Raw genomic sequence first — 17,693 nt, 5'->3', positions numbered from 1 at the left:
TGACGGACCGTGATGGGACGATGTGACGGGCCGGCCGCGGCAATCTGCGGACCGGCTCTTTTTTTGGCCGATCCGGATGATCCGGATGATCCGGATGATCCGGCTGATTCCGGCTGATTGCCCGGCTGCGCTTCGACCCGCGCAGTGCCTGCACGCGCCGCTTCACGCGTATAGAATCGACGCATGAAGAAGCCTGTCTCCACCGCTGAGCGCCGAGATACGCCACCCACCGGCATCATCGAGCCGGAGCTGCCGCTGCACGCGCCGAGTATTGCGTCCGTCGCGCTGGCCATGGCGATCGCGCTGATTTCGTGGATCGCCTTCGCCGCGCAGATGGACATCACCGTGCATCGCATGTTGTCGCGCGGCCTGGGCGTGATCGACGGCATCGAACGGCTCACCAGCTATCTGACCAACCTCACCATCTTCATCTGCGCGCTGTGCTTCACGTGCGTCGCGTGCTTCACGCGCCGAGGCCCGCCGCTCGTGCGCTTTTTCCGGCAACCCACGGTCGTGACGGCCGTGACCTGCTATATCGTGTTCGTCGGCGTCGCCTACAACCTGCTGCTGCGCCATCTGTGGACGCCGTCGGGCTGGCGCATGGTGCTCAACGAAAGCCTGCACACCGTCGTGCCGATGCTCGCCGCACTCTACTGGCTGCTGTTCGTGCCGCGCTTTCATCTGACGCTGCGCCATCTGCTGGCGTGGCTGGTGTTCCCGCTCGGCTATCTCGCGCTGACCCTGTTGCGCGGCGCGCTATCGGACTTCTACCCTTATCCGTTCATCGACGTCAGCGAACTCGGCTACGAACGCGCGCTGCTCAACGCGAGCCTGCTCGTACTCGCATTCGTGCTGCTGATGGCCGTGTTCGCCGCGATCAACCAGCGGCGGCCGATGCCGTCGTTCACCTCCACCGCACCGCCTCGCCCACCGGAGACCGATCATGACAACCACCCGGCGTGAGTTCATCGTCGCGGGCCTCGGCTCCGCCGCCGGCCTGTGCGCAGCGCTCGCCGCGAGCCGCGAAGCGCGCGCCGACGACAAGCTGAGCGAAAGCGATCCCGCGGCGCAAGCAGTCGGCTACGTAAGCGCAGCCACGAAAGTCGACAAGACGCGCTTTCCAGCCTACCAGGCCGGGCAGACCTGCAACAACTGCTCGCTGTTCCAGGGCAATCCGACGGATGCATGGGGCGGCTGCACGCTGTTCGGGACGAAGCAGGTGGCGGGCGGCGGCTGGTGTAGCTCTTACACGAACATGTAAGGCGACTCGCGCTGATGATGTTCGGTTAGTATTCGCTGGTATCTGCATGCGGCAGTGTCGTCGATAGCGTCGCGCCCTCGCGACGCCATAACAATCGCCCGAAAGATGCCAACGTCCGTCACGTCCCGCCGGCTGCCGCGTCCCGATCCTCTCCCGCCTTCCCGGCGACGCCCCGTCGCGCTCGCTGCCGTGTGCCGCCTGCTTGCCCTCGCCTGTCTGTTCGTCATTGCGTCGCCATCCCGTGCGCAAGGCTCCGTCACGCTCTACGGGCTGATCGACACCAGCATCGAAGTAACCAATCCCGGCAGCGGCTATGTCGCGCGCATGGACTCGGGGGCATATCGCGGCACGCGCTTCGGCCTGCACGGCAGCGAGCCGCTCGGCGATGGCAACAGCCTCGTCTTTACACTGGAGAACGGTTTCGATTCGGCAAGCGGCGCGTTCTCGGTGCCGGGCAGCCTCTTCAACCGGCAGGCGTGGATCGGCGCGCACGGCGCGTGGGGCGAGTTGCGCGCCGGCCGGCAGTATTCGCCCCTCTACATTCCGTTCAAGGGGCAGCTCGATGCGTTCGGGGCGGGCACGATCGCATCCGGGCTGAACAACCTGTCGAAGATCACGCCCTATACCGACAACGCGTTCGCCTATCTGTCGCCGGTCATTGGCGGCTTCAGCGCGACGGGCATGATCGCGCTGCGCGATCCGGGCGACGACGGCAACGGCATTGGCGGCTACTACGTAACGGCCGAGTGGGTGCTCGGCGGCATGAAGCTGCTCTACGCGCACCAGCAGACACACGGTGACGGCGCCTTGCGCGCGAACTTCGCAGGCGCATCGTACCAATGGGGCACGCTTACTGGCTTCGTCGCGTACTTCAACGGCGATGGCGGGACGCCGCGCTATCACGACGACGGGCTCTCCATCTCAGCCCTATGGCAGATCACGCCGCAGGCGAGTGCCTCCGTCGGCTACGCGCACGCGCGCGACCGCAGCGGGGGCGACAACGACGCCGACCAGTTCAGCATCGCCTTCGACTATCAGTTGTCGAAGGCGCTGTTGCTCTATCTCAGTGCCGCCGACCTCGAAAACCGCGGACAGGCCACGTTCACGCTGCGCGGCGTGAACGTAACGGGCATCCCCGTCGCGTATCCGGGGGCGCCCGTTCGGGGCGTACAGATCGGGATGATCGAGCGGTTCTAGCACGATGCACTATCGTGCGCGTTGAACTATCTTGCAGGACGCCTGCTCCTGACATTCATTGCGACGCTAGACATGGATGGCACATGCATTGCGGAACTACGTCGGTGTATCGAACTGCATCCGAGAGATCCACACGATGAACCCGACCGCGTTTCCAGTGTTTTCCATTTCATCGACTCGCATCCGCAACCGACTGCATACGCCCATGCCACCCGAGGTCGAACCCGATCCGGCGCCGCCACCCGACGACGATCCCGATCCGGACCCGGGTTCGCCACCCATTCCGGGGCGTGAACCGGACCGCGCGCCGCCCAGCCAGGAGCCGCCCGCAGGCGATCCGCCCGAGCGCGCGCCGCCGATGCATGCGGGCGCCGTCACGCGTGGATCGCGCGGGCGTCATGCGCCCAGGCTTGCACGTCAAAGTTGGGAATCGAGCAGCGCGACCGCGCGATCGACGAGTTTCCTCGTCCATGGCCGGCTGTTCCAGTCGTCGAGCGTCACGCATCTGGAGTTGGCGAGATCGTCGGCGAAGATCTGCGTCTGACGGCACGCGAACGCCGTGTCATAGATGTTGAGGTTGGCTTCGTCGTTCAGCTTGAACGAGCGTGAATCGAAATTGGTCGAGCCGACCGACACGAGGTATTCGTCGACGACCAGCAGCTTGACGTGGAACATCGTCGGTTGATACTCGAACATCTGCACGCCTGCTTCGAGCAACGGTCCCCAGCATGCACGCGACGCCTCGCGCACGGTATGCGTGTCGATGTGCCTGCCGGGCGTGAGTATGCGCACGTCGACGCCTCGCTTCGCGGCCTCGACGATTGCGTTGATCGTCAACCGGTCAGGCACGAAATAGGCGCTCGCAAGATGGATCGAATGCGTCGCCGCCGTGATCGCCATCAGATACATCAGCTGCATGTCGTCGCTGCCGCCGGACGGTGAACTGCTGAACATGTGCGCAAGGCCATCGCCGGCTTCATCCGCTTCAGGAAAATAGTCGGGTCCATGCAGTACGTTGCCGGTCGCCTTGATCCAGTTGTCCATGAAGACGGCCTGCATGTGGCCGACCACAGGACCCATCACGCGAAAATGCGAATCGCGCCAGTGCATGTCGTCCTGTGCATGTCCTGTCCATTCCTGCGCGATGCCGACGCCGCCCGTGAAGCCGATGCGTCCGTCGATCACCAGCAGCTTGCGGTGGGTGCGGTCGTTCATACGGCCAAGCCCGGTCCAGTGCGGCTTGTGGTACTGGATCACTTCAGCGCCGGCATCTTTGAGCATCTGCAGATAGTGCCGGTCCATCTTCTGCGATCCAACCCAGTCGAGCAGCACATGCACTGCAACGCCCGCGCGCGCCTTCTCCGACAACGCGCGGGCGATCTGCTCGCCGATCGCGCCGGACCAGTAGATGAACGTTTCGAAGGTGATAGTTTTCTGCGCGCTGGCAATACCTTCGAGCATCGACGGGAAAATCTCGTCGCCGTTGACGAGCACCTCGAAGCGGTTGCCGGATGTGACGGGCGGCCCCAGCAGCAGGCCCATCGAGCGGATGAACTGGGGATCGTCGCTGCCGTACCGGCGCTCGATCTTGTGCTCGATCTTCTTTTCGCCCGTCGACAGATTGGCGATCGCGAGCACGACGACGAGCGTGACGACGGCCGTGAGCAGGATCGTCAGCATGCGCCGCGTTTAGCGGTGGAGGAGCCGGAGCGTGGCGCGTTGGCGCGCGCCTCAACGGTGGCTTTACCAGTCGGGATTGTTGACTTCCTGACGGTAGCCATAGGCCGTATTGACGAGCCGATGCGGGCGACCGCCTGCCTGCATCACCTCGCGCCAGCCGCTCAGCGTGGCGAGCGAATCCGTGTGCAGCACCGCATAGGGCTTGCCCGCGATGTCACCGCTTGCCGACGTGCCGGGAATGAATTCGATTGCAGTGTCGTCGACGGCGATCAGCATGCGCATGTCCGTTTGCAGGATCTGCATTTCATAGCGGGTGGCGGGCGTCATGGCGCGGCTCCTGAATGCATCGGAATTGTTCTGGACCGTGCAGTCCGGAGCGAGATGCGCGACGGGCTGCGACGACGGTTGTCGATGGCGCGGGCCGCGTGTCGTGGCGACAGACGAAGCCCAGCCGCTTATAGAAAGCAAGCGGCATTCCCGATGCAGTTTCGAGGCGGGACGCAGCTCACGCCGGAAGGCGGGCTGGTGCGTTGAAAAAAAGTCGGACGGAAGGAGTGAAAATTACGCGACGCTGCTCGCTGGCCTGCGTCGAGAGACGCGCCAGCTTAGTATGCCGTTCGGCGTCGAGGAGTCAGTCGACGGGCAGCTGGTCGCAGGCGTTAGTCGCCGTCGATGCGCAGATGAACGAGTAGTCGCCGCTCCAGCGTACGGCCGCAGCACTCGCATGCACTGCGTCCTGGAAACCTGGCGAGGTTTCCCACGCGATATAGCCGGAGCACAGCACGGCGGACATCACGACCAGCGAAAAGGCAATTTTTTCAAAGATCTGAAAACGGGGCGACATGACAATCTCTTCCTGTAAGCCGCCATTTTATCTCAATACTAGGGTTTGTACCTAGGCCAAATTGCGGCTTTGCAACATGCCAGCGCGGAAATGCACGCTCGCGTGCACACCGTGTGGCTTCGGAAAATGGCAAAGTCGCGGGGGAAGGCTCAGAAAACGGGCAGATCTCGCGATGAAAAGGTGCGTGCCGCACGCCAATTGGCGCAGGCCGAGGTATGTGGATGATAAGGCGCGTCTTCGGCCCGACCCCGGTCAAACGGCGCGGGCCGGGCGGCTGGCTATCAAGCGAAAGGCGTCTCAGACTGGCGCGCACGCATCGTCTGCGCACGCTGCCCGCGGGCAGCGTCGGCTGTCTTGCAGCCCGCCTCTTCCAGCACGGTCCGCGCACGATCGCGCATATCGTCGGCAGCGAGTTGAGCGTCCGCGCCACTGACCCAGACAGCGACCCGCACCGCCGCACCGCCCTCGCGCTGGTAATCGGCTGCCGTCACGACGGGCGCGAGCGTCGTGCCGCCGAGCACGCGCGGATCGCTCGCGATCATCTTCTTCAGCGCCTCGATCGCGCAGGCAACGTCCTTGCGCTGCGCAATGTCCACCTTCACTTCGACGCGCTGCGTGCCGCCGCTGCTGTAATTGATCACGGGATTGCTCCAGATCTGGCTGTTCGGCACGAAAACGGCATTACCGTCGCTGCGCTCGATACGCGTCGTGAATAGCCCCACTTCCCGCACGATACCCGCCGTCGCACCGGTGCCTTCGATCACGTCGCCGGCACGAAATGGCCGCAGCATCAGCAACATAATTCCGGCTGCAATATTCTGCAGTGTGCCTTGGAGCGCGAGGCCGATAGCCAGACCGGCCGCGCCGAGCACGGCCAGCACGCTCGCCGTCGCGACGCCGACTTCGCTGAGCGCCGCGAACAGCACTAGCACGCGCACGGTCCATGTGCCGATCGCGTTGATCATCGGCGCGAGCGTCGGGTCCGCGTGCGTGCGCGACATGGCCCTCGACAGCAGCACGCCGAGCCGGTTGGACAGCCACCAGCCGGCAATCAGGATCAGAATCGCCACGCCCGCATGCATCAGGTCATGCGTCAGGGATACGAGCAGCGATGGTTGCAGATGAAACATACGGGCGAGCAGATCATCCATGGTCAAGCGTTCATATAGGTCGTTTGAAAGGTGCAGCGCAACGTCACCGTAATACCGCGTAACGGGTCATGCCGGACGCCTGCGGGCGCGACGCGGCAAGCGGGGCTGACTTGCTCTACACTTGGCGGCCCGAACGAAGCGTCGACAGAACACGCCAGTTCCGTTGCTCTATTTCCACCAATGCGCGTGCAAATGCGGTGCCTGAGCGCAGGCGCGCATGCACGACGGAAATCGTGCCCGTCATATGGGACGACGATCCATCTAACGATGAAAACACCACCCGCCGACACCAGCGAACAGGTCGCCCCGAACACCTCCCCCACCGCCCCCGACGCGTTCGGCAAGCTCGTCGAAGAGGCGGGCCATGAACCCGAAATCAGCCTGCCCCGACAGACGGCATTCCAGCGCTTCTGGTGTACGCGCGTACTGTCGTCGCTGTCGTTCCAGATGCTCGCCGTCGCGATGGGCTGGCACATCTACGCCCTCACCCACAGCGCATTCGCGCTCGGTCTGGTCGGCCTCGCGCAGTTCCTGCCGATGTTCGTGCTGACGCTCGTCGTCGGCCAGGTCGCGGACCGCTACGACCGGCGGCGCATCGCGTCGATCTGCCAGGGGCTCGAATGCGTGGCTGCCGCCCTGTTCGCGTGGGGCACGTTCGGCGGCTGGATCAGCGCACCCGTGATCTACGTGCTCGCCGCCTGTGTCGGCGCGGCGCGCGCGTTCGAGTCGCCCGCTGTGGCGTCGCTGTTGCCCGGGGTCGTGCCGCGCGCGCAACTCTCGCAGGCGACCGCGTGGGCCACCTCCGCGAACCAGGCCGCGCAGATCGGCGGGCCGGCGCTTGGCGGCCTCCTCTACGGCATCGGGCCGGGCGCGGCGTATCTCGCGTGCACGCTGTCGTTCGCGCTGGCGTCCGCTGCCGTCAGCACGATCCCGCTGCGCACGAAGCCCGTCCCGCGCGCGCCCGTGACGCTCGAATCGGTGTTTTCAGGCGTGCGTTTCATCCGCAGCCAGCCGGTGATTCTCGGCGCGCTGTCGCTCGATCTGTTCGCGGTGCTGTTCGGCGGCGCGACCGCGTTGCTGCCGATCTTCGCGCGCGACGTGCTGCACGCCGGGCCGCTCGGCCTCGGCCTGCTGCGATCCGCATCAGCTGTCGGCGCGCTCGGCGGCACGATCTGGCTCGCGCATTTCCCGTTGCGCAAGCGGCCCGGCGCGGCGATGTTCGGTGGCGTGATCGCGTTCGGCATCGCAACGCTCGTATTCGGACTGTCGCATTCGTTCATCGTGTCGCTGCTTGCGCTGATGGCGCTCGGCGCATCGGATGTGATCAGCGTGGTCGTGCGGCTGTCGCTCGTGCAATTGCGCACGCCCGACGACATGCTCGGCCGGGTCAGCGCCGTCAATTCGCTGTTCATCGGCACGTCGAATCAGCTTGGCGAGTTCGAGTCGGGGGTGACGGCGGGCTGGTGGGGCGCGCAAACGGCCGTGCTCGTCGGCGGATGCGCGACGATCGCGATCGCGCTGCTGTGGATGAAGCTGTTTCCGGAATTGCGCCGAACACGCTCGCTGGAACGCGAAGAACATCACGAAGCGACGGCCTGACGTCGTGCTTCTGCTGTGCGCGGCATGTCGCGCCTGCCAGGTGCTTGCGGCGCGCCAGAGCGATCAGGCGCGTTCATTGCACAGTGCTGGGCAGATCGGCTGCGAACGCACGCTCCGCGGCCATCCATGCCAAGGAGACGCACATGCACCCGAGCCGACGCGCCCGTCGCATCCATCCCCTCCACGGGATGCTCATCATCACCGCGCTCGCATGCGCGACGTCGGTGCCGCTATCGGCGCACGCCGACGACGCCCCCAACCCCTGCACGGCGCTCAAGCGCATCGTCGCGGCGGCGCCGGCGGGCTTTTCCCAACTGACGCCGGAGGACGGCAAAGGCGTCGCGCAGCCCTACGGCGCGGACGCGCAATGCGGCGCGGCCAAAGGCAGCTACGAATGCTCATGGACGCCGAGCGGCGGCGCAGGATCGGGCACGGCGGCGTTGCAGGCTGTTGCGGCGGATATCGCCTCGTGCCTGCCCGACGCCACGCATGACGTGAATTCGCCTGCTCGCCAGCACTTCTATATCGGTCCGCGCGAAACGCGCACGCAGATCACCGCCATGCCTGCGGGCGCGAACAAGGTGAAGCTGGTGGTCTCGGGCAAGTAGCGCGATTGTTCACGCGGCGCGCCCCGCAACGCTATTCGACCCGATACCAGACGCGGATACCCGAATACCAGTGGCTCACGCTCGTATCGTCGCCAGAACCGAACGTCGACAGGCTTTCGACGTTGATGACATCGACGTTGTGCTCGGCGAGCCACGCGTTCGCGCGGTCGACGAGCGCCGCGGCATTCTCGTATACGTGTCCGCGGATCATGTGGCGTTGCAAGACCTGGCGTTCGAAATCCTGAAACGCGATTTTGCTCATAGTTTGTCTCCGTCAGGCTGTTTTTAATGATTGGCGCCTGCGGTGAGTCTATCAATGGCGAGACGGGAGCGGCAATTGCTCGATCATCGACAGGCATTGTCAGAGGGAGCGTCTCATGAGTAGCGAAAAGCAGCAAAAAGCAGCCACGACCAGCCCGGGCGGCGACATCGAACATCCCAAGCCCCCGGTTCACAGCGACAACGAAAACAGCAAGATGCCCGAACGTCACGACGATGACCGCAAGCGGTCGCCCGCCGATCGGCCCGGCAAGAAGCCCGGCGAGGGCGAGCCTTCCGTCGGCTGATTTGGCCGGTATTGCTCTGGTACCAGATCGCGCGCGAGCGCGGTCATTTGCGGCAAGAAATGCGGTGGCCTGCACATTTTGCAGAGCCGCCGCATGTTTTTCGATGCGGTCTACGCATTGTGTGCCGTTCGACTGGACGCGCCCCGCATTTTTTACTGAATTATTTCTGGTTATTTTTTCTCCCCCTTCATCTACCTTTCCGCTTGCAGCGAAAGATTTCGTAATGTGAAGCGTTCGCTGCATCCGTTTAATGGAGCGAGCGGAAAACAATGACGACATCCTGCAAGGTTTCCATTTGCGTCCCGACCTGCAATCGGCCTGAACTGATCGTCGAATGTCTGGACTCGTGTCTGGCTCAGACCCATGCCAACATCGAAATCCTGATCGGCGACGATTCGAGCGACCATCGTACCCAAGCGCTGATCGAAGCGCGCTATGCGCAGGACGCACGCATTCGCTACGTGAAGAACGAGCCGTCCCTCGGTCAGGCGCGTAACGTCGCGAGTCTTTTCGCACGCGCGAGCGGCGACAAGATCGCCTTGATTCACGACGACGACTACTTCGCCAGCGACGGCATCGCGAGTCTGCTGGAACTGTGGCAACAGCATCCGCAACTCGAAGTCGCATTCGCGGATCAATACGAAGTGGATGCGCAAGGCAACGTCGATACGTCGAAAAGCGCGGCGCTGAATGCCGACTTTCATCGCACGGCGCGCGCGCAGGGCTTGCAAAAACAGCCGGGGCGCACGGGTCTCGTGCAGATGTTTCCGAACAACGGCTGGATGGCGAATGCGGACCTCGTGAAGCGCATCAGCTATCGCGACGACGTGGGCACGTGCTGCGATTACGTGTTCGGCTCGGAATTGTGCCTTGCCGCTTCGCAGGTGTATTACCTCCATCGCTATGTGTCGTACTACCGGAAAACCGATGTATCGATCTCGCACAGCACGCGCGGTTCGGCCTTCGCCGCTTCGCGGACGGCCTTCGAGTTCGTGACGGCACTCAGGCTCGATGCGTCGCTCGAACCTGCCCGCCGGCTCGCGTTGAGGAGGCTCGCGCCCATCGTCGTATCGCTGTACGCGAAGAACGATGCGCCGCTTGCGGCGCTGCGCGTGGCGTTCGAGCATGCGTATGCGTATGCATATGGCTTCGACGCGCGGTTCTACTATCACCTGTCGTTGATCGCGCGCGCGTTCGTTGCAATGAGGTGGCGCGGCGGATTGCCGCCTTCGGCGCCGCGCTTTCGCTGAGCGTCTTTCGCGCAGCGGTGGAAAGCACCATAAAAAAAGCGGCTCTCTGTAAGAGCCGCTTTTTGCATTTCAGCTTCGCTTCAGACCGGACGCATTACGGCTCGTTGCGCAGATACCCTACCTTCGACGGATCGCGCATGCGGAACGACACGAGGCCGGCAATCGCGCACAGCGCGGTCACGTACCAGTAGAACATCGACTCGCTGCCCGCCTGCTTGAGCCACAGCGCGACGTATTCCGCCGAACCGCCGAAGATCGCGTTGGCAACGGCATATGACAGGCCGACGCCGAGCGCGCGCACCTCGGGCGGGAACATCTCGGCCTTGATGAGGCCGCTGATCGACGTATAGAAACTCACGATGGCCAGCGCAATCACGACCAGCACGAACGCCATGACAGGGTTCGTCACGTCTTTCAGCGCGTGCAGCAGCGGCACCGTGCCGATCGTCGCAAAGAAGCCGAACAGCAGCATCGACTGACGGCGGCCGATGCGATCCGACAGCGCGCCGAACGCGGGTTGCATGATCATGTACACGAAGAGTGCGCCCGTCATCACGTTGCTGGCCGTCTTTGCATGCATGCCCGCCGTGTTGACGAGGTACTTTTGCATGTAGGTCGTGAACGTGTAGAAAATCAGCGAGCCGCCTGCCGTGAAGCCGAGCACCGTGAAGAACGCGCCCTTGTGCTGCCACATGCCGCGCAGCGTGCCCGCTTCCTTGCGCTGACGGGTCTCGGCCGTGGTCGTTTCGTCGAGCGACCGGCGCAGGTACAGCGCGACCAGTGCGGCAAGCGCGCCGACTACGAACGGCACGCGCCAGCCCCAGGCCTTGAGTTCTTCCGTGGTCAGCAGTTGCTGCAGGATCACGAGCACGAGCAGCGCAAACAGTTGACCGCCGATCAGCGTCACGTACTGGAACGACGCGAAGAAACCACGACGTCCCTTCAATGCGACTTCACTCATGTAGGTTGCGCTGGTGCCGTATTCGCCGCCCACCGACAAACCCTGGAACAGGCGCGCAACCAGCAGCAACGCGGGCGCGAGCGCGCCGATTTGCGCATAGGTCGGCAGCATGGCGATGACGAGCGAGCCGCCGCACATCATGAACACCGACACCATCATCGCGAAGCGGCGGCCGCGCTTGTCCGCGAGACGTCCGAAGAACCAGCCGCCGATCGGGCGCATCAGGAAGCCCGCAGCGAACACGCCCGCTGTATTCAGCAGTTGAGCCGTGGTGTCGCCTTTCGGAAAGAATGCCGGCGCGAAGTACAACGCGCAAAACGAGTAGACGTAGAAATCGAACCACTCGACGAGATTGCCCGACGAAGCGCCGACGATCGCGAAGATGCGGCGCCGGGTGTCGGAGGGGGAAAAGATGGTCGTGTCGGTCATGCTGGGTCGGTCCCTTCTTAAGGTTTTAGCGGTCGGACGCCGCCTTGTTTTTGCGCTTCAACCTGGGTTGCATTCAGGTTTCGGTGTTGTTGCAACTGCGTTGCGGTGCGCGGTGAGATCGTATAGATGTGTAAGGTTTTGCGCGGTCGTATCTTAACGGATATCCGGGGATAGCGGTGCGGGGGGCGCCGGGTTTGGGTTTGGGTTTGGGTTTGGGTTTGCTCGTGATTTCGCGGGCATCCGCGATTCGTTAGCGTGCCTCACGCGTCGCCCCTGTGCGGGGCGGCACCTACTTTTCTTTGCCGCCGCAAAGAAAAGTAGGCAAAAGAAAGCGGCTCACACCGCCAGTGCTTGACGGTTATCCACGGGCCCCCAACGTCCCCACGCTTCACTCGGCAACGCCCTGGCTGGTGCCCGTTGCCAACGCTTCAAACAGGCGCCTCACCCGCTTCAAATACCCGTACCCGGGCAAGCGGCAGCGAATCGCATGTGCCGCCCAGGTGGCAAACTGTGTGTAGGTTGTCGCGTCGTATAGGGTAGCGCTCTTACAGGGTGGAACACGTGTGCTATCGGTCCGGAGTGAGGCGTGCCAGGCACTACGGCCTACACACAGTTTGCCACCTGGGCGGCGGAGGACTGGCTGGCGCGGCATGCCGAAACGCACGTGCTTGAAGCGGGTGAGGCGCTCATTCAGAGCGTTGGCAACGGGAGCGAATGACGTGGTTGCCGTGTGAAGCGTAAGAACCTTTGGGGACCCTCAGGCAAGAACATGGGCTGGCGGTGTGAGCCGCTTTCTTTTGCCTACTTTTCTTTGCGGCGGCAAAGAAAAGTAGGTGCCGCCCCGCACAGGGGCGACGCCTGAAGCTAGATAACGTAACGCGGATGCCCGCGAAAAGGCAATTCACGGATGCCAGCGAAAAGACAGAAACAGAAAAACAGAAGCAAAAAACAGGAACAAAAACCCAGTCAGACCCGCACGGCAGGCGCGGTATACCGACACTCATACCGTTTCCTCACTGTCCCGTTTTCGTCAACGCTTTCCAGATAAACATCAAACTGCCACAACCGCGCCATGTGCTTGAGCACTTCATCACTATCGCCCGACAGGTGCCGGTTATCGCTCATGAAATGCCGCAACGTCAGACTGCGGTCCCCCCGCGTATTGACCGAATACACCTGAATATTCGGCTCACGATGATGCATATCGTACTGCCGCGACAACGCCTGACGCACATACCGATACCCGCTGTCGTCGTGAATCGCGGAAACTTCAAGCGCATCGCGCATATCATCATCGAGCACCGAAAAGAGCCGCATTTCACGGATCAGATGCGGCGACAGATACTGCGCGACAAAACTCTCGTCCTTGAAATTACGCATGGCGTAATGCAGCGCCTGCAACCACGGACTGCCCGCCAGGTCCGGAAACCACTTGCGGTCCTCTTCCGTCGGGTTCTCGCAGATACGCCGTATGTCGCTCATCATCGAAAAGCCGAGCGCATACGGATTGATGCCACTGTAATACGGCTTTGTCACGGGCGGCTGATAGACGACATTGCTGTGCGAATGGAGGAACTCCATCATGAAGCCGTCTTCGAGCTTGCCCTCGTTGTACATCGTGTTCAGCAGCGTGTAGTGCCAGAACGTCGCCCAGCCCTCGTTCATCACCTGTGTCTGCCGCTGCGGATAGAAGTACTGCCCGATCTTGCGCACGATGCGGATGACTTCGCGCTCCCACGGTTCGAGCAACGGCGCATTCTTCTCCGCGAAATACAGCAGGTTCTCCTGAGGCTCCGGCGGATAGCGCTCCTCCACCTCTTCCGGCAAAGGCGTGTGACGATTCGGCAGTGTGCGCCACAGTTCATTCACCTGCGACTGCAGATACGCTTCGCGCTCGCGGCGCGCCGCGAACTCCTTCTGCAGCGACAGTTTCTGCGGACGCTTGTAGCGGTCCACGCCATAGTTCATCAACGCGTGGCACGAGTCGAGCAGTTCCTCGACGCGGTCGAGGCCGAACCGCTCTTCGCACTCCGCGATGTAGTTCTTCGCGTAGACGAGGTAGTCGATGATCGCGTGCGCATCCGTCCACAGGCGGAACAGGTAGTTCCCTTTGAAGAACGAGTTGTGCCCATACGCCGCGTGCGCGATGACGAGCGCCTGCATCGTCATCGTGTTCTCTTCCATCAGATACGCGATGCAGGGGTTGGAGTTGATGACGATCTCATACGCAAGGCCCATTTGCCCGCGTCTGTAGCTTTTTTCAGTGGCGAGAAAATGCTTGCCGAACGACCAGTGCCGGTAATTGACCGGCATGCCGACGGACGCGTACGCGTCCATCATCTGTTCAGCGCTGATGAGCTCCAGCTGGATGGGATAGACATCAAGTTCATATTGCTCTGCAACATGCGCAATATGTGTGTCGTACTCTTCGATCAGCTCGAAGGTCCAGTCGGACGGACACGGCAACGGCCTTCTGTCGGCAACGTTCATACGGACTTCCCTTTGCCCTTTGGTGGGCGCCCCGGTGGGTCCCCGTGCTGCAGCTGCGTCAGGCGCTACGCCTGCTCCGGCATCGGGCGCACGCGCATCCTGCGCGTGTGCCGTGTTCGCCTCGGCATGCCCGGCCTCACTCTGCTTCGGCACGCCTTTCTTACGCTCGGGCTCGTACCCTCGCGCCTCGTTGTGCAGGTGGCGAGTCGTCATGCGGCTTCCACCTGCTTTTCGAACAGCTCGCGGAACACGGGATAGATATCCGCAGCCGTTTCGACCTTCTTCATCGCCATATGCGGCTGCGACAGCGCGAGTTGCGCATATTCGAGCCACAGGTTCTGCTCTTCAGGCGTCACCTGAATGTACGCAAAATACCGCACCTTCTCCAGAATGTCATCTGCGAGTATCTTGCGGCACTTCGGCGAGTCGTCGGTCCAGTTGTCGCCGTCCGAAGCCTGCGCACCGTAAATATTCCATTCAGTCGGCGAGTAGCGTTCGTCGAGAATCTTCTGCATCAGTTCCAGCGCGCTCGACACGACCGTGCCACCGCTCTCTGTCGAATGGAAGAACGTGTCTTCGTCGACCTCCTCGGCGCGCGTATGGTGGCGAATGAACACCACCTCGATCTTCTCGTAGTTACGCTTGAGGAACAGATACAGCAGGATAAAGAAGCGCTTGGCGAGATCCTTGCGCTGCTCGTCCATCGACCCCGACACATCCATCAGACAAAACATCACGGCCTGGCTCGACGGCTGCGGCTGCTTCACGCGGTTCACGTAACGCAGATCGAACGGGTCGATAAATGGAATGCGCCAGATGCGGCCGCGCAGATGGTGGATCTCATCTTCCAGCACCTTGATCTCGTCGCGGCGGTCGGCGGGGTCCGCCTTCATCTCTTCGAGTTGCTTTTCGAGTTCGTGGAGTTCGTTGACGAGCGGCGCGCCGAGCGCGATACGCCGGCCCAATGCGCTGCGCAGCGAGCGCACCACGTCGATGTTGTTCGGCGTGCCCTCCGCCGCCCAGCCCGCGCGGATGCTCTTCCACGTCGGCACGGCGAGCAGATGGGTCTTCACGAGACGCGGCAGTTCGAGATCGTCGAAGAAGTACTGCATGAATTCTTCGCGGCTGAGTTCGAAGACGAAATCGTCTTGCCCTTCGCCTTCGTTGCTGGCGCTGCCACCGCCACCGCTGCCGCCGCCTCCTTGCGGACGCGGGATCTTGTCGCCGCGGATATAGTCCGCGTTGCCCGGGTGCACCATTTCGCGCTTGCCGCCGGGACCATGCCTGAAGGACGGTTCGGCAATGTCCTTGCGCGGAATCGTGATGCTCTGGGTGTTCTGGATATCCTTGATGCTACGGTCGCGCACCGCTTCCGAAACAGCGCGCCGAATATATCCCTTTACGCGACGCAGAAAGCGTTCGCGATTTGCAATGCTCTTGTTCTTGCCTGCCAGCCTGCGGTCGATGATTTGATGAAGCACATCCGGTCTCCCGCTCCGATTTGGAATACGCGGGGCGCAAGTTGCGCATGCAATCTTATGTCCATGCGGCTCGCGCCTCGCAGGAGGCTCGCGCAAAACGGGTGAAGCGAACCCGTGTGCGCGAGCTTTGCGCTACGCATTTCATGACGACTTGCGCACCCGCAGATACCAGTCGCACAAGAGCCGCACCTGCTTCGGCGTATAGCCCTTGGTGACCATGCGGTTGACGAAATCCTCGTGCTTGCGCTGTTCCTCCGCCGACCCTTTCGCATTGAACGAGATGACGGGCAGAAGTTCTTCCGTATTCGAGAACATCTTCTTTTCGATCACGACACGCAGCTTTTCATAGCTGATCCACGCGGGATTCTTGCCCCCGTTCGCGGCACGCGCGCGCAACACGAAATTGACGATCTCGTTGCGGAAGTCCTTCGGGTTGCTGATGCCGGCAGGCTTCTCGATCTTCTCCAGTTCGGCATTGAGGGCCGCGCGGTCGAAGCTCTCGCCCGTGTCGTGGTCGCGGAACTCCTGGTCCTGAATCCAGAAGTCGGCGTACGTCACATAGCGATCGAAAATATTCTGCCCATACTCGGAATACGACTCCAGATACGCGGTCTGAATCTCCTTGCCGATGAATTCCGCATAACGCGACGCCAGCACGTCCTTGATGAACGACAGATACTTCTGCTCGGTTTCCGGCGGAAACTGCTCGCGTTCGATCTGCTGTTCGAGCACGTACATCAGGTGCACCGGATTGGCCGCGACTTCCGTCGTGTCGAAGTTGAACACGCGCGAGAGTATCTTGAACGCAAAGCGCGTGGACACGCCCGTCATGCCTTCGTCGACGCCCGCGAAATCGCGATACTCCTGATACGACTTCGCCTTCGGATCGGTGTCTTTCAGGTTCTCGCCGTCGTACACCTGCATCTTCGAAAAGAGGCTCGAATTCTCGGGTTCCTGCAGGCGCGTGAGCACCGACATCTGCGACATCATCTTCAACGTGCCTGGCGCACAGACCGCGTTGGCGAGCGACGAATTGCGCAACAGCTTCTCGTAGATCTTCATCTCTTCCGAGTAGCGCAGGCAGTACGGCACCTTCACGACGAAAATACGATCGAGCAGTGCTTCGTTGTTGCGGTTGTTACGGAACGCCTTCCATTCGGACTCGTTCGAGTGTGCGAGGATGACGCCGTCGAACGGAATCGCGCCGAATCCTTCCGTGCCCTTGAAGTTGCCTTCCTGGGTTGCCGTGAGCAGCGGATGCAGCACCTTGATCGGCGCCTTGAACATTTCGACGAACTCGAGCAGGCCCTGGTTCGCGAGGCACAGCCCGCCGGAATAGCTGTATGCGTCGGCATCGTCCTGCGCATATTGCTCGAGCTTGCGGATGTCGACCTTACCGACGAGCGAAGAAATATCCTGATTGTTTTCGTCGCCAGGCTCGGTCTTCGCAATGCCGATCTGCCGCAGGATGGACGGATAGCGGCGCACCACGCGGAACTTGCGGATATCGCCGTTGTATTCGTGCAGACGCTTGACCGCCCACGGGCTGAGGATGCTCTTCAGGTAGCGGCGCGGTATGCCGTACTGCTCTTCGAGGATGGGACCGTCCTCGTCGTAATCGAACAGCCCAAGGGGCGATTCGTTGACGGGCGAGCCCTTGATCGCATAGAACGGCACGCGTTCCATGAGTTGCTTGAGCCGTTCGGCGATCGACGACTTGCCGCCGCCCACCGGGCCCAACAGATACAGAATCTGCTTCTTTTCTTCGAGCCCCTGGGCAGCATGCCTGAAGTAGGCGACCACCTGCTCGATCACGTCTTCCATTCCGTAGAACTCACGGAACGCGGGGTATACCTTGATGACCTTGTTCGCGAAGATGCGCGAAAGACGCGGATCGTTACGAGTGTCGATCTGTTCCGGTTCCCCGATTGCCGTCAACATGCGTTCGCCGGCTGTGGCGTACGCGGCGGGATTGTCTTTGCAGAGCGCGAGATACTCCTCGAGCGAAAGTTCCTCCTCTCGTGTTTTCTCGAAGCGGGTCGCGAAACTGCTGTAGATATCCATGCTACCTCCTCGCCGAAGTCTGGGACGATGTCGTGCGCGGCGCGCTATCAGGAAACGACATCGCTCGAATTCATCCTAAACCCTTTTAAATTTTTTTTCACGAACTACGTTG

The 17,693-nt window shown here is 62.0% G+C and carries 16 protein-coding genes; 7 read left to right on the top strand and 9 right to left on the bottom strand.

All coding sequences use genetic code 11. The features are described from left to right. Positions 1–183 precede the first annotated feature (183 nt). From C2L66_RS07190 to C2L66_RS07180, 3 genes are all read left to right on the top strand, one after another. Positions 184–963: a Pr6Pr family membrane protein gene (locus C2L66_RS07190; RefSeq protein ID WP_060601099.1), complete on the top strand. Its 780-nt coding sequence runs from the start codon at positions 184–186 to the stop codon at positions 961–963. Beyond that, a complete protein-coding gene (locus tag C2L66_RS07185) occupies positions 944–1,261 on the top strand; it encodes a high-potential iron-sulfur protein (protein ID WP_054934572.1) in 318 nt (105 codons plus the stop codon). Before C2L66_RS07190 ends, C2L66_RS07185 begins: the two co-directional genes overlap by 20 nt. Before the next feature lie 105 nt (positions 1,262–1,366). Next, positions 1,367–2,458 carry a porin gene (locus C2L66_RS07180; protein ID WP_167352346.1) on the top strand — a complete coding sequence of 364 codons (1,092 nt, stop codon included), beginning with the start codon at positions 1,367–1,369 and terminating at the stop codon, positions 2,456–2,458. Between the two features lie 417 nt (positions 2,459–2,875). Here C2L66_RS07180 and cls read toward each other — a convergent pair whose 3' ends face one another. The 4 genes from cls to C2L66_RS07155 form a co-directional block, all read right to left on the bottom strand. Continuing rightward, complete coding sequence (cls, locus tag C2L66_RS07170; protein WP_060601106.1) at positions 2,876–4,138, bottom strand: cardiolipin synthase; 1,263 nt, start codon at positions 4,136–4,138, stop codon at positions 2,876–2,878. Between the two features lie 63 nt (positions 4,139–4,201). Next, positions 4,202–4,465: a hypothetical protein gene (locus C2L66_RS07165; RefSeq protein ID WP_035991044.1), complete on the bottom strand. Its 264-nt coding sequence runs from the start codon at positions 4,463–4,465 to the stop codon at positions 4,202–4,204. Positions 4,466–4,769: 304 nt separating this feature from the next. Continuing rightward, entirely contained in the window at positions 4,770–4,982 is a 213-nt protein-coding gene (locus C2L66_RS07160) for a hypothetical protein (RefSeq protein WP_035991042.1), read from the bottom strand. A 281-nt stretch (positions 4,983–5,263) separates the two neighbouring features. Then, positions 5,264–6,133, bottom strand: coding sequence for a mechanosensitive ion channel family protein (locus C2L66_RS07155; protein ID WP_060601108.1), 870 nt, complete (start codon positions 6,131–6,133; stop codon positions 5,264–5,266). Between the two features lie 267 nt (positions 6,134–6,400). Here C2L66_RS07155 and C2L66_RS07150 point away from each other — a divergent pair, with 267 nt between their 5' ends. Then, a complete protein-coding gene (locus C2L66_RS07150; RefSeq protein ID WP_233444933.1) occupies positions 6,401–7,732 on the top strand; it encodes an MFS transporter in 1,332 nt (443 codons plus the stop codon). A gap of 143 nt (positions 7,733–7,875) precedes the next feature. Further along, the gene (locus C2L66_RS07145) at positions 7,876–8,340 is read left to right on the top strand and encodes a hypothetical protein (RefSeq protein WP_060602696.1); all 465 of its coding nucleotides are present in this window, start codon (positions 7,876–7,878) and stop codon (positions 8,338–8,340) included. A gap of 31 nt (positions 8,341–8,371) precedes the next feature. Here C2L66_RS07145 and C2L66_RS07140 read toward each other — a convergent pair whose 3' ends face one another. Then, on the bottom strand, positions 8,372–8,602 hold the full coding sequence (locus C2L66_RS07140) for a hypothetical protein (protein ID WP_035991036.1): 231 nt from the start codon (positions 8,600–8,602) through the stop codon (positions 8,372–8,374). A 115-nt stretch (positions 8,603–8,717) separates the two neighbouring features. Here C2L66_RS07140 and C2L66_RS07135 point away from each other — a divergent pair, with 115 nt between their 5' ends. Beyond that, the gene (locus C2L66_RS07135) at positions 8,718–8,906 is read left to right on the top strand and encodes a hypothetical protein (RefSeq protein WP_054934568.1); all 189 of its coding nucleotides are present in this window, start codon (positions 8,718–8,720) and stop codon (positions 8,904–8,906) included. A gap of 269 nt (positions 8,907–9,175) precedes the next feature. After that, complete coding sequence (locus tag C2L66_RS07130) at positions 9,176–10,156, top strand: glycosyltransferase family 2 protein (RefSeq protein ID WP_060601110.1); 981 nt, start codon at positions 9,176–9,178, stop codon at positions 10,154–10,156. 94 nt (positions 10,157–10,250) lie between these two features. Here C2L66_RS07130 and C2L66_RS07125 read toward each other — a convergent pair whose 3' ends face one another. From C2L66_RS07125 to C2L66_RS07110, 4 genes are all read right to left on the bottom strand, one after another. Then, positions 10,251–11,546 (bottom strand): MFS family transporter, encoded by a 1,296-nt coding sequence (locus C2L66_RS07125; RefSeq protein ID WP_054934566.1) that lies wholly within the window; start codon positions 11,544–11,546, stop codon positions 10,251–10,253. Positions 11,547–12,512: 966 nt separating this feature from the next. Then, complete coding sequence (locus C2L66_RS07120) at positions 12,513–14,249, bottom strand: SpoVR family protein (protein WP_060601115.1); 1,737 nt, start codon at positions 14,247–14,249, stop codon at positions 12,513–12,515. Further along, complete coding sequence (locus tag C2L66_RS07115) at positions 14,246–15,517, bottom strand: YeaH/YhbH family protein (RefSeq protein WP_054934564.1); 1,272 nt, start codon at positions 15,515–15,517, stop codon at positions 14,246–14,248. The genes C2L66_RS07120 and C2L66_RS07115 overlap by 4 nt, the downstream gene beginning before the upstream one ends. Before the next feature lie 141 nt (positions 15,518–15,658). Next, positions 15,659–17,581 carry a PrkA family serine protein kinase gene (locus C2L66_RS07110; protein ID WP_054934563.1) on the bottom strand — a complete coding sequence of 641 codons (1,923 nt, stop codon included), beginning with the start codon at positions 17,579–17,581 and terminating at the stop codon, positions 15,659–15,661. Positions 17,582–17,693 lie beyond the last annotated feature (112 nt).

This window comes from Paraburkholderia caribensis, assembly GCF_002902945.1.
Taxonomy (GTDB): Bacteria; Pseudomonadota; Gammaproteobacteria; order Burkholderiales; family Burkholderiaceae; genus Paraburkholderia; species Paraburkholderia caribensis.
The sequence above is the reverse complement of the archived record's forward strand: the minus strand, read 5'-3'. Positions and strand labels throughout refer to the sequence as shown.

What these genes read in the sequence shown, in the direction of transcription:
- C2L66_RS07190 (WP_060601099.1), top strand. Translation starts at nt 184, where the DNA reads ATGAAGAAGCCTGTCTCCACCGCTGAGCGCCGAGATACGCCACCCACC.
- C2L66_RS07185 (WP_054934572.1), top strand. Translation starts at nt 944, where the DNA reads ATGACAACCACCCGGCGTGAGTTCATCGTCGCGGGCCTCGGCTCCGCC.
- C2L66_RS07180 (WP_167352346.1), top strand. Translation starts at nt 1,367, where the DNA reads ATGCCAACGTCCGTCACGTCCCGCCGGCTGCCGCGTCCCGATCCTCTC.
- cls (WP_060601106.1), bottom strand. Translation starts at nt 4,138, where the DNA reads ATGCTGACGATCCTGCTCACGGCCGTCGTCACGCTCGTCGTCGTGCTC.
- C2L66_RS07165 (WP_035991044.1), bottom strand. Translation starts at nt 4,465, where the DNA reads ATGACGCCCGCCACCCGCTATGAAATGCAGATCCTGCAAACGGACATG.
- C2L66_RS07160 (WP_035991042.1), bottom strand. Translation starts at nt 4,982, where the DNA reads ATGTCGCCCCGTTTTCAGATCTTTGAAAAAATTGCCTTTTCGCTGGTC.
- C2L66_RS07155 (WP_060601108.1), bottom strand. Translation starts at nt 6,133, where the DNA reads ATGGATGATCTGCTCGCCCGTATGTTTCATCTGCAACCATCGCTGCTC.
- C2L66_RS07150 (WP_233444933.1), top strand. Translation starts at nt 6,401, where the DNA reads ATGAAAACACCACCCGCCGACACCAGCGAACAGGTCGCCCCGAACACC.
- C2L66_RS07145 (WP_060602696.1), top strand. Translation starts at nt 7,876, where the DNA reads ATGCACCCGAGCCGACGCGCCCGTCGCATCCATCCCCTCCACGGGATG.
- C2L66_RS07140 (WP_035991036.1), bottom strand. Translation starts at nt 8,602, where the DNA reads ATGAGCAAAATCGCGTTTCAGGATTTCGAACGCCAGGTCTTGCAACGC.
- C2L66_RS07135 (WP_054934568.1), top strand. Translation starts at nt 8,718, where the DNA reads ATGAGTAGCGAAAAGCAGCAAAAAGCAGCCACGACCAGCCCGGGCGGC.
- C2L66_RS07130 (WP_060601110.1), top strand. Translation starts at nt 9,176, where the DNA reads ATGACGACATCCTGCAAGGTTTCCATTTGCGTCCCGACCTGCAATCGG.
- C2L66_RS07125 (WP_054934566.1), bottom strand. Translation starts at nt 11,546, where the DNA reads ATGACCGACACGACCATCTTTTCCCCCTCCGACACCCGGCGCCGCATC.
- C2L66_RS07120 (WP_060601115.1), bottom strand. Translation starts at nt 14,249, where the DNA reads ATGACGACTCGCCACCTGCACAACGAGGCGCGAGGGTACGAGCCCGAG.
- C2L66_RS07110 (WP_054934563.1), bottom strand. Translation starts at nt 17,581, where the DNA reads ATGGATATCTACAGCAGTTTCGCGACCCGCTTCGAGAAAACACGAGAG.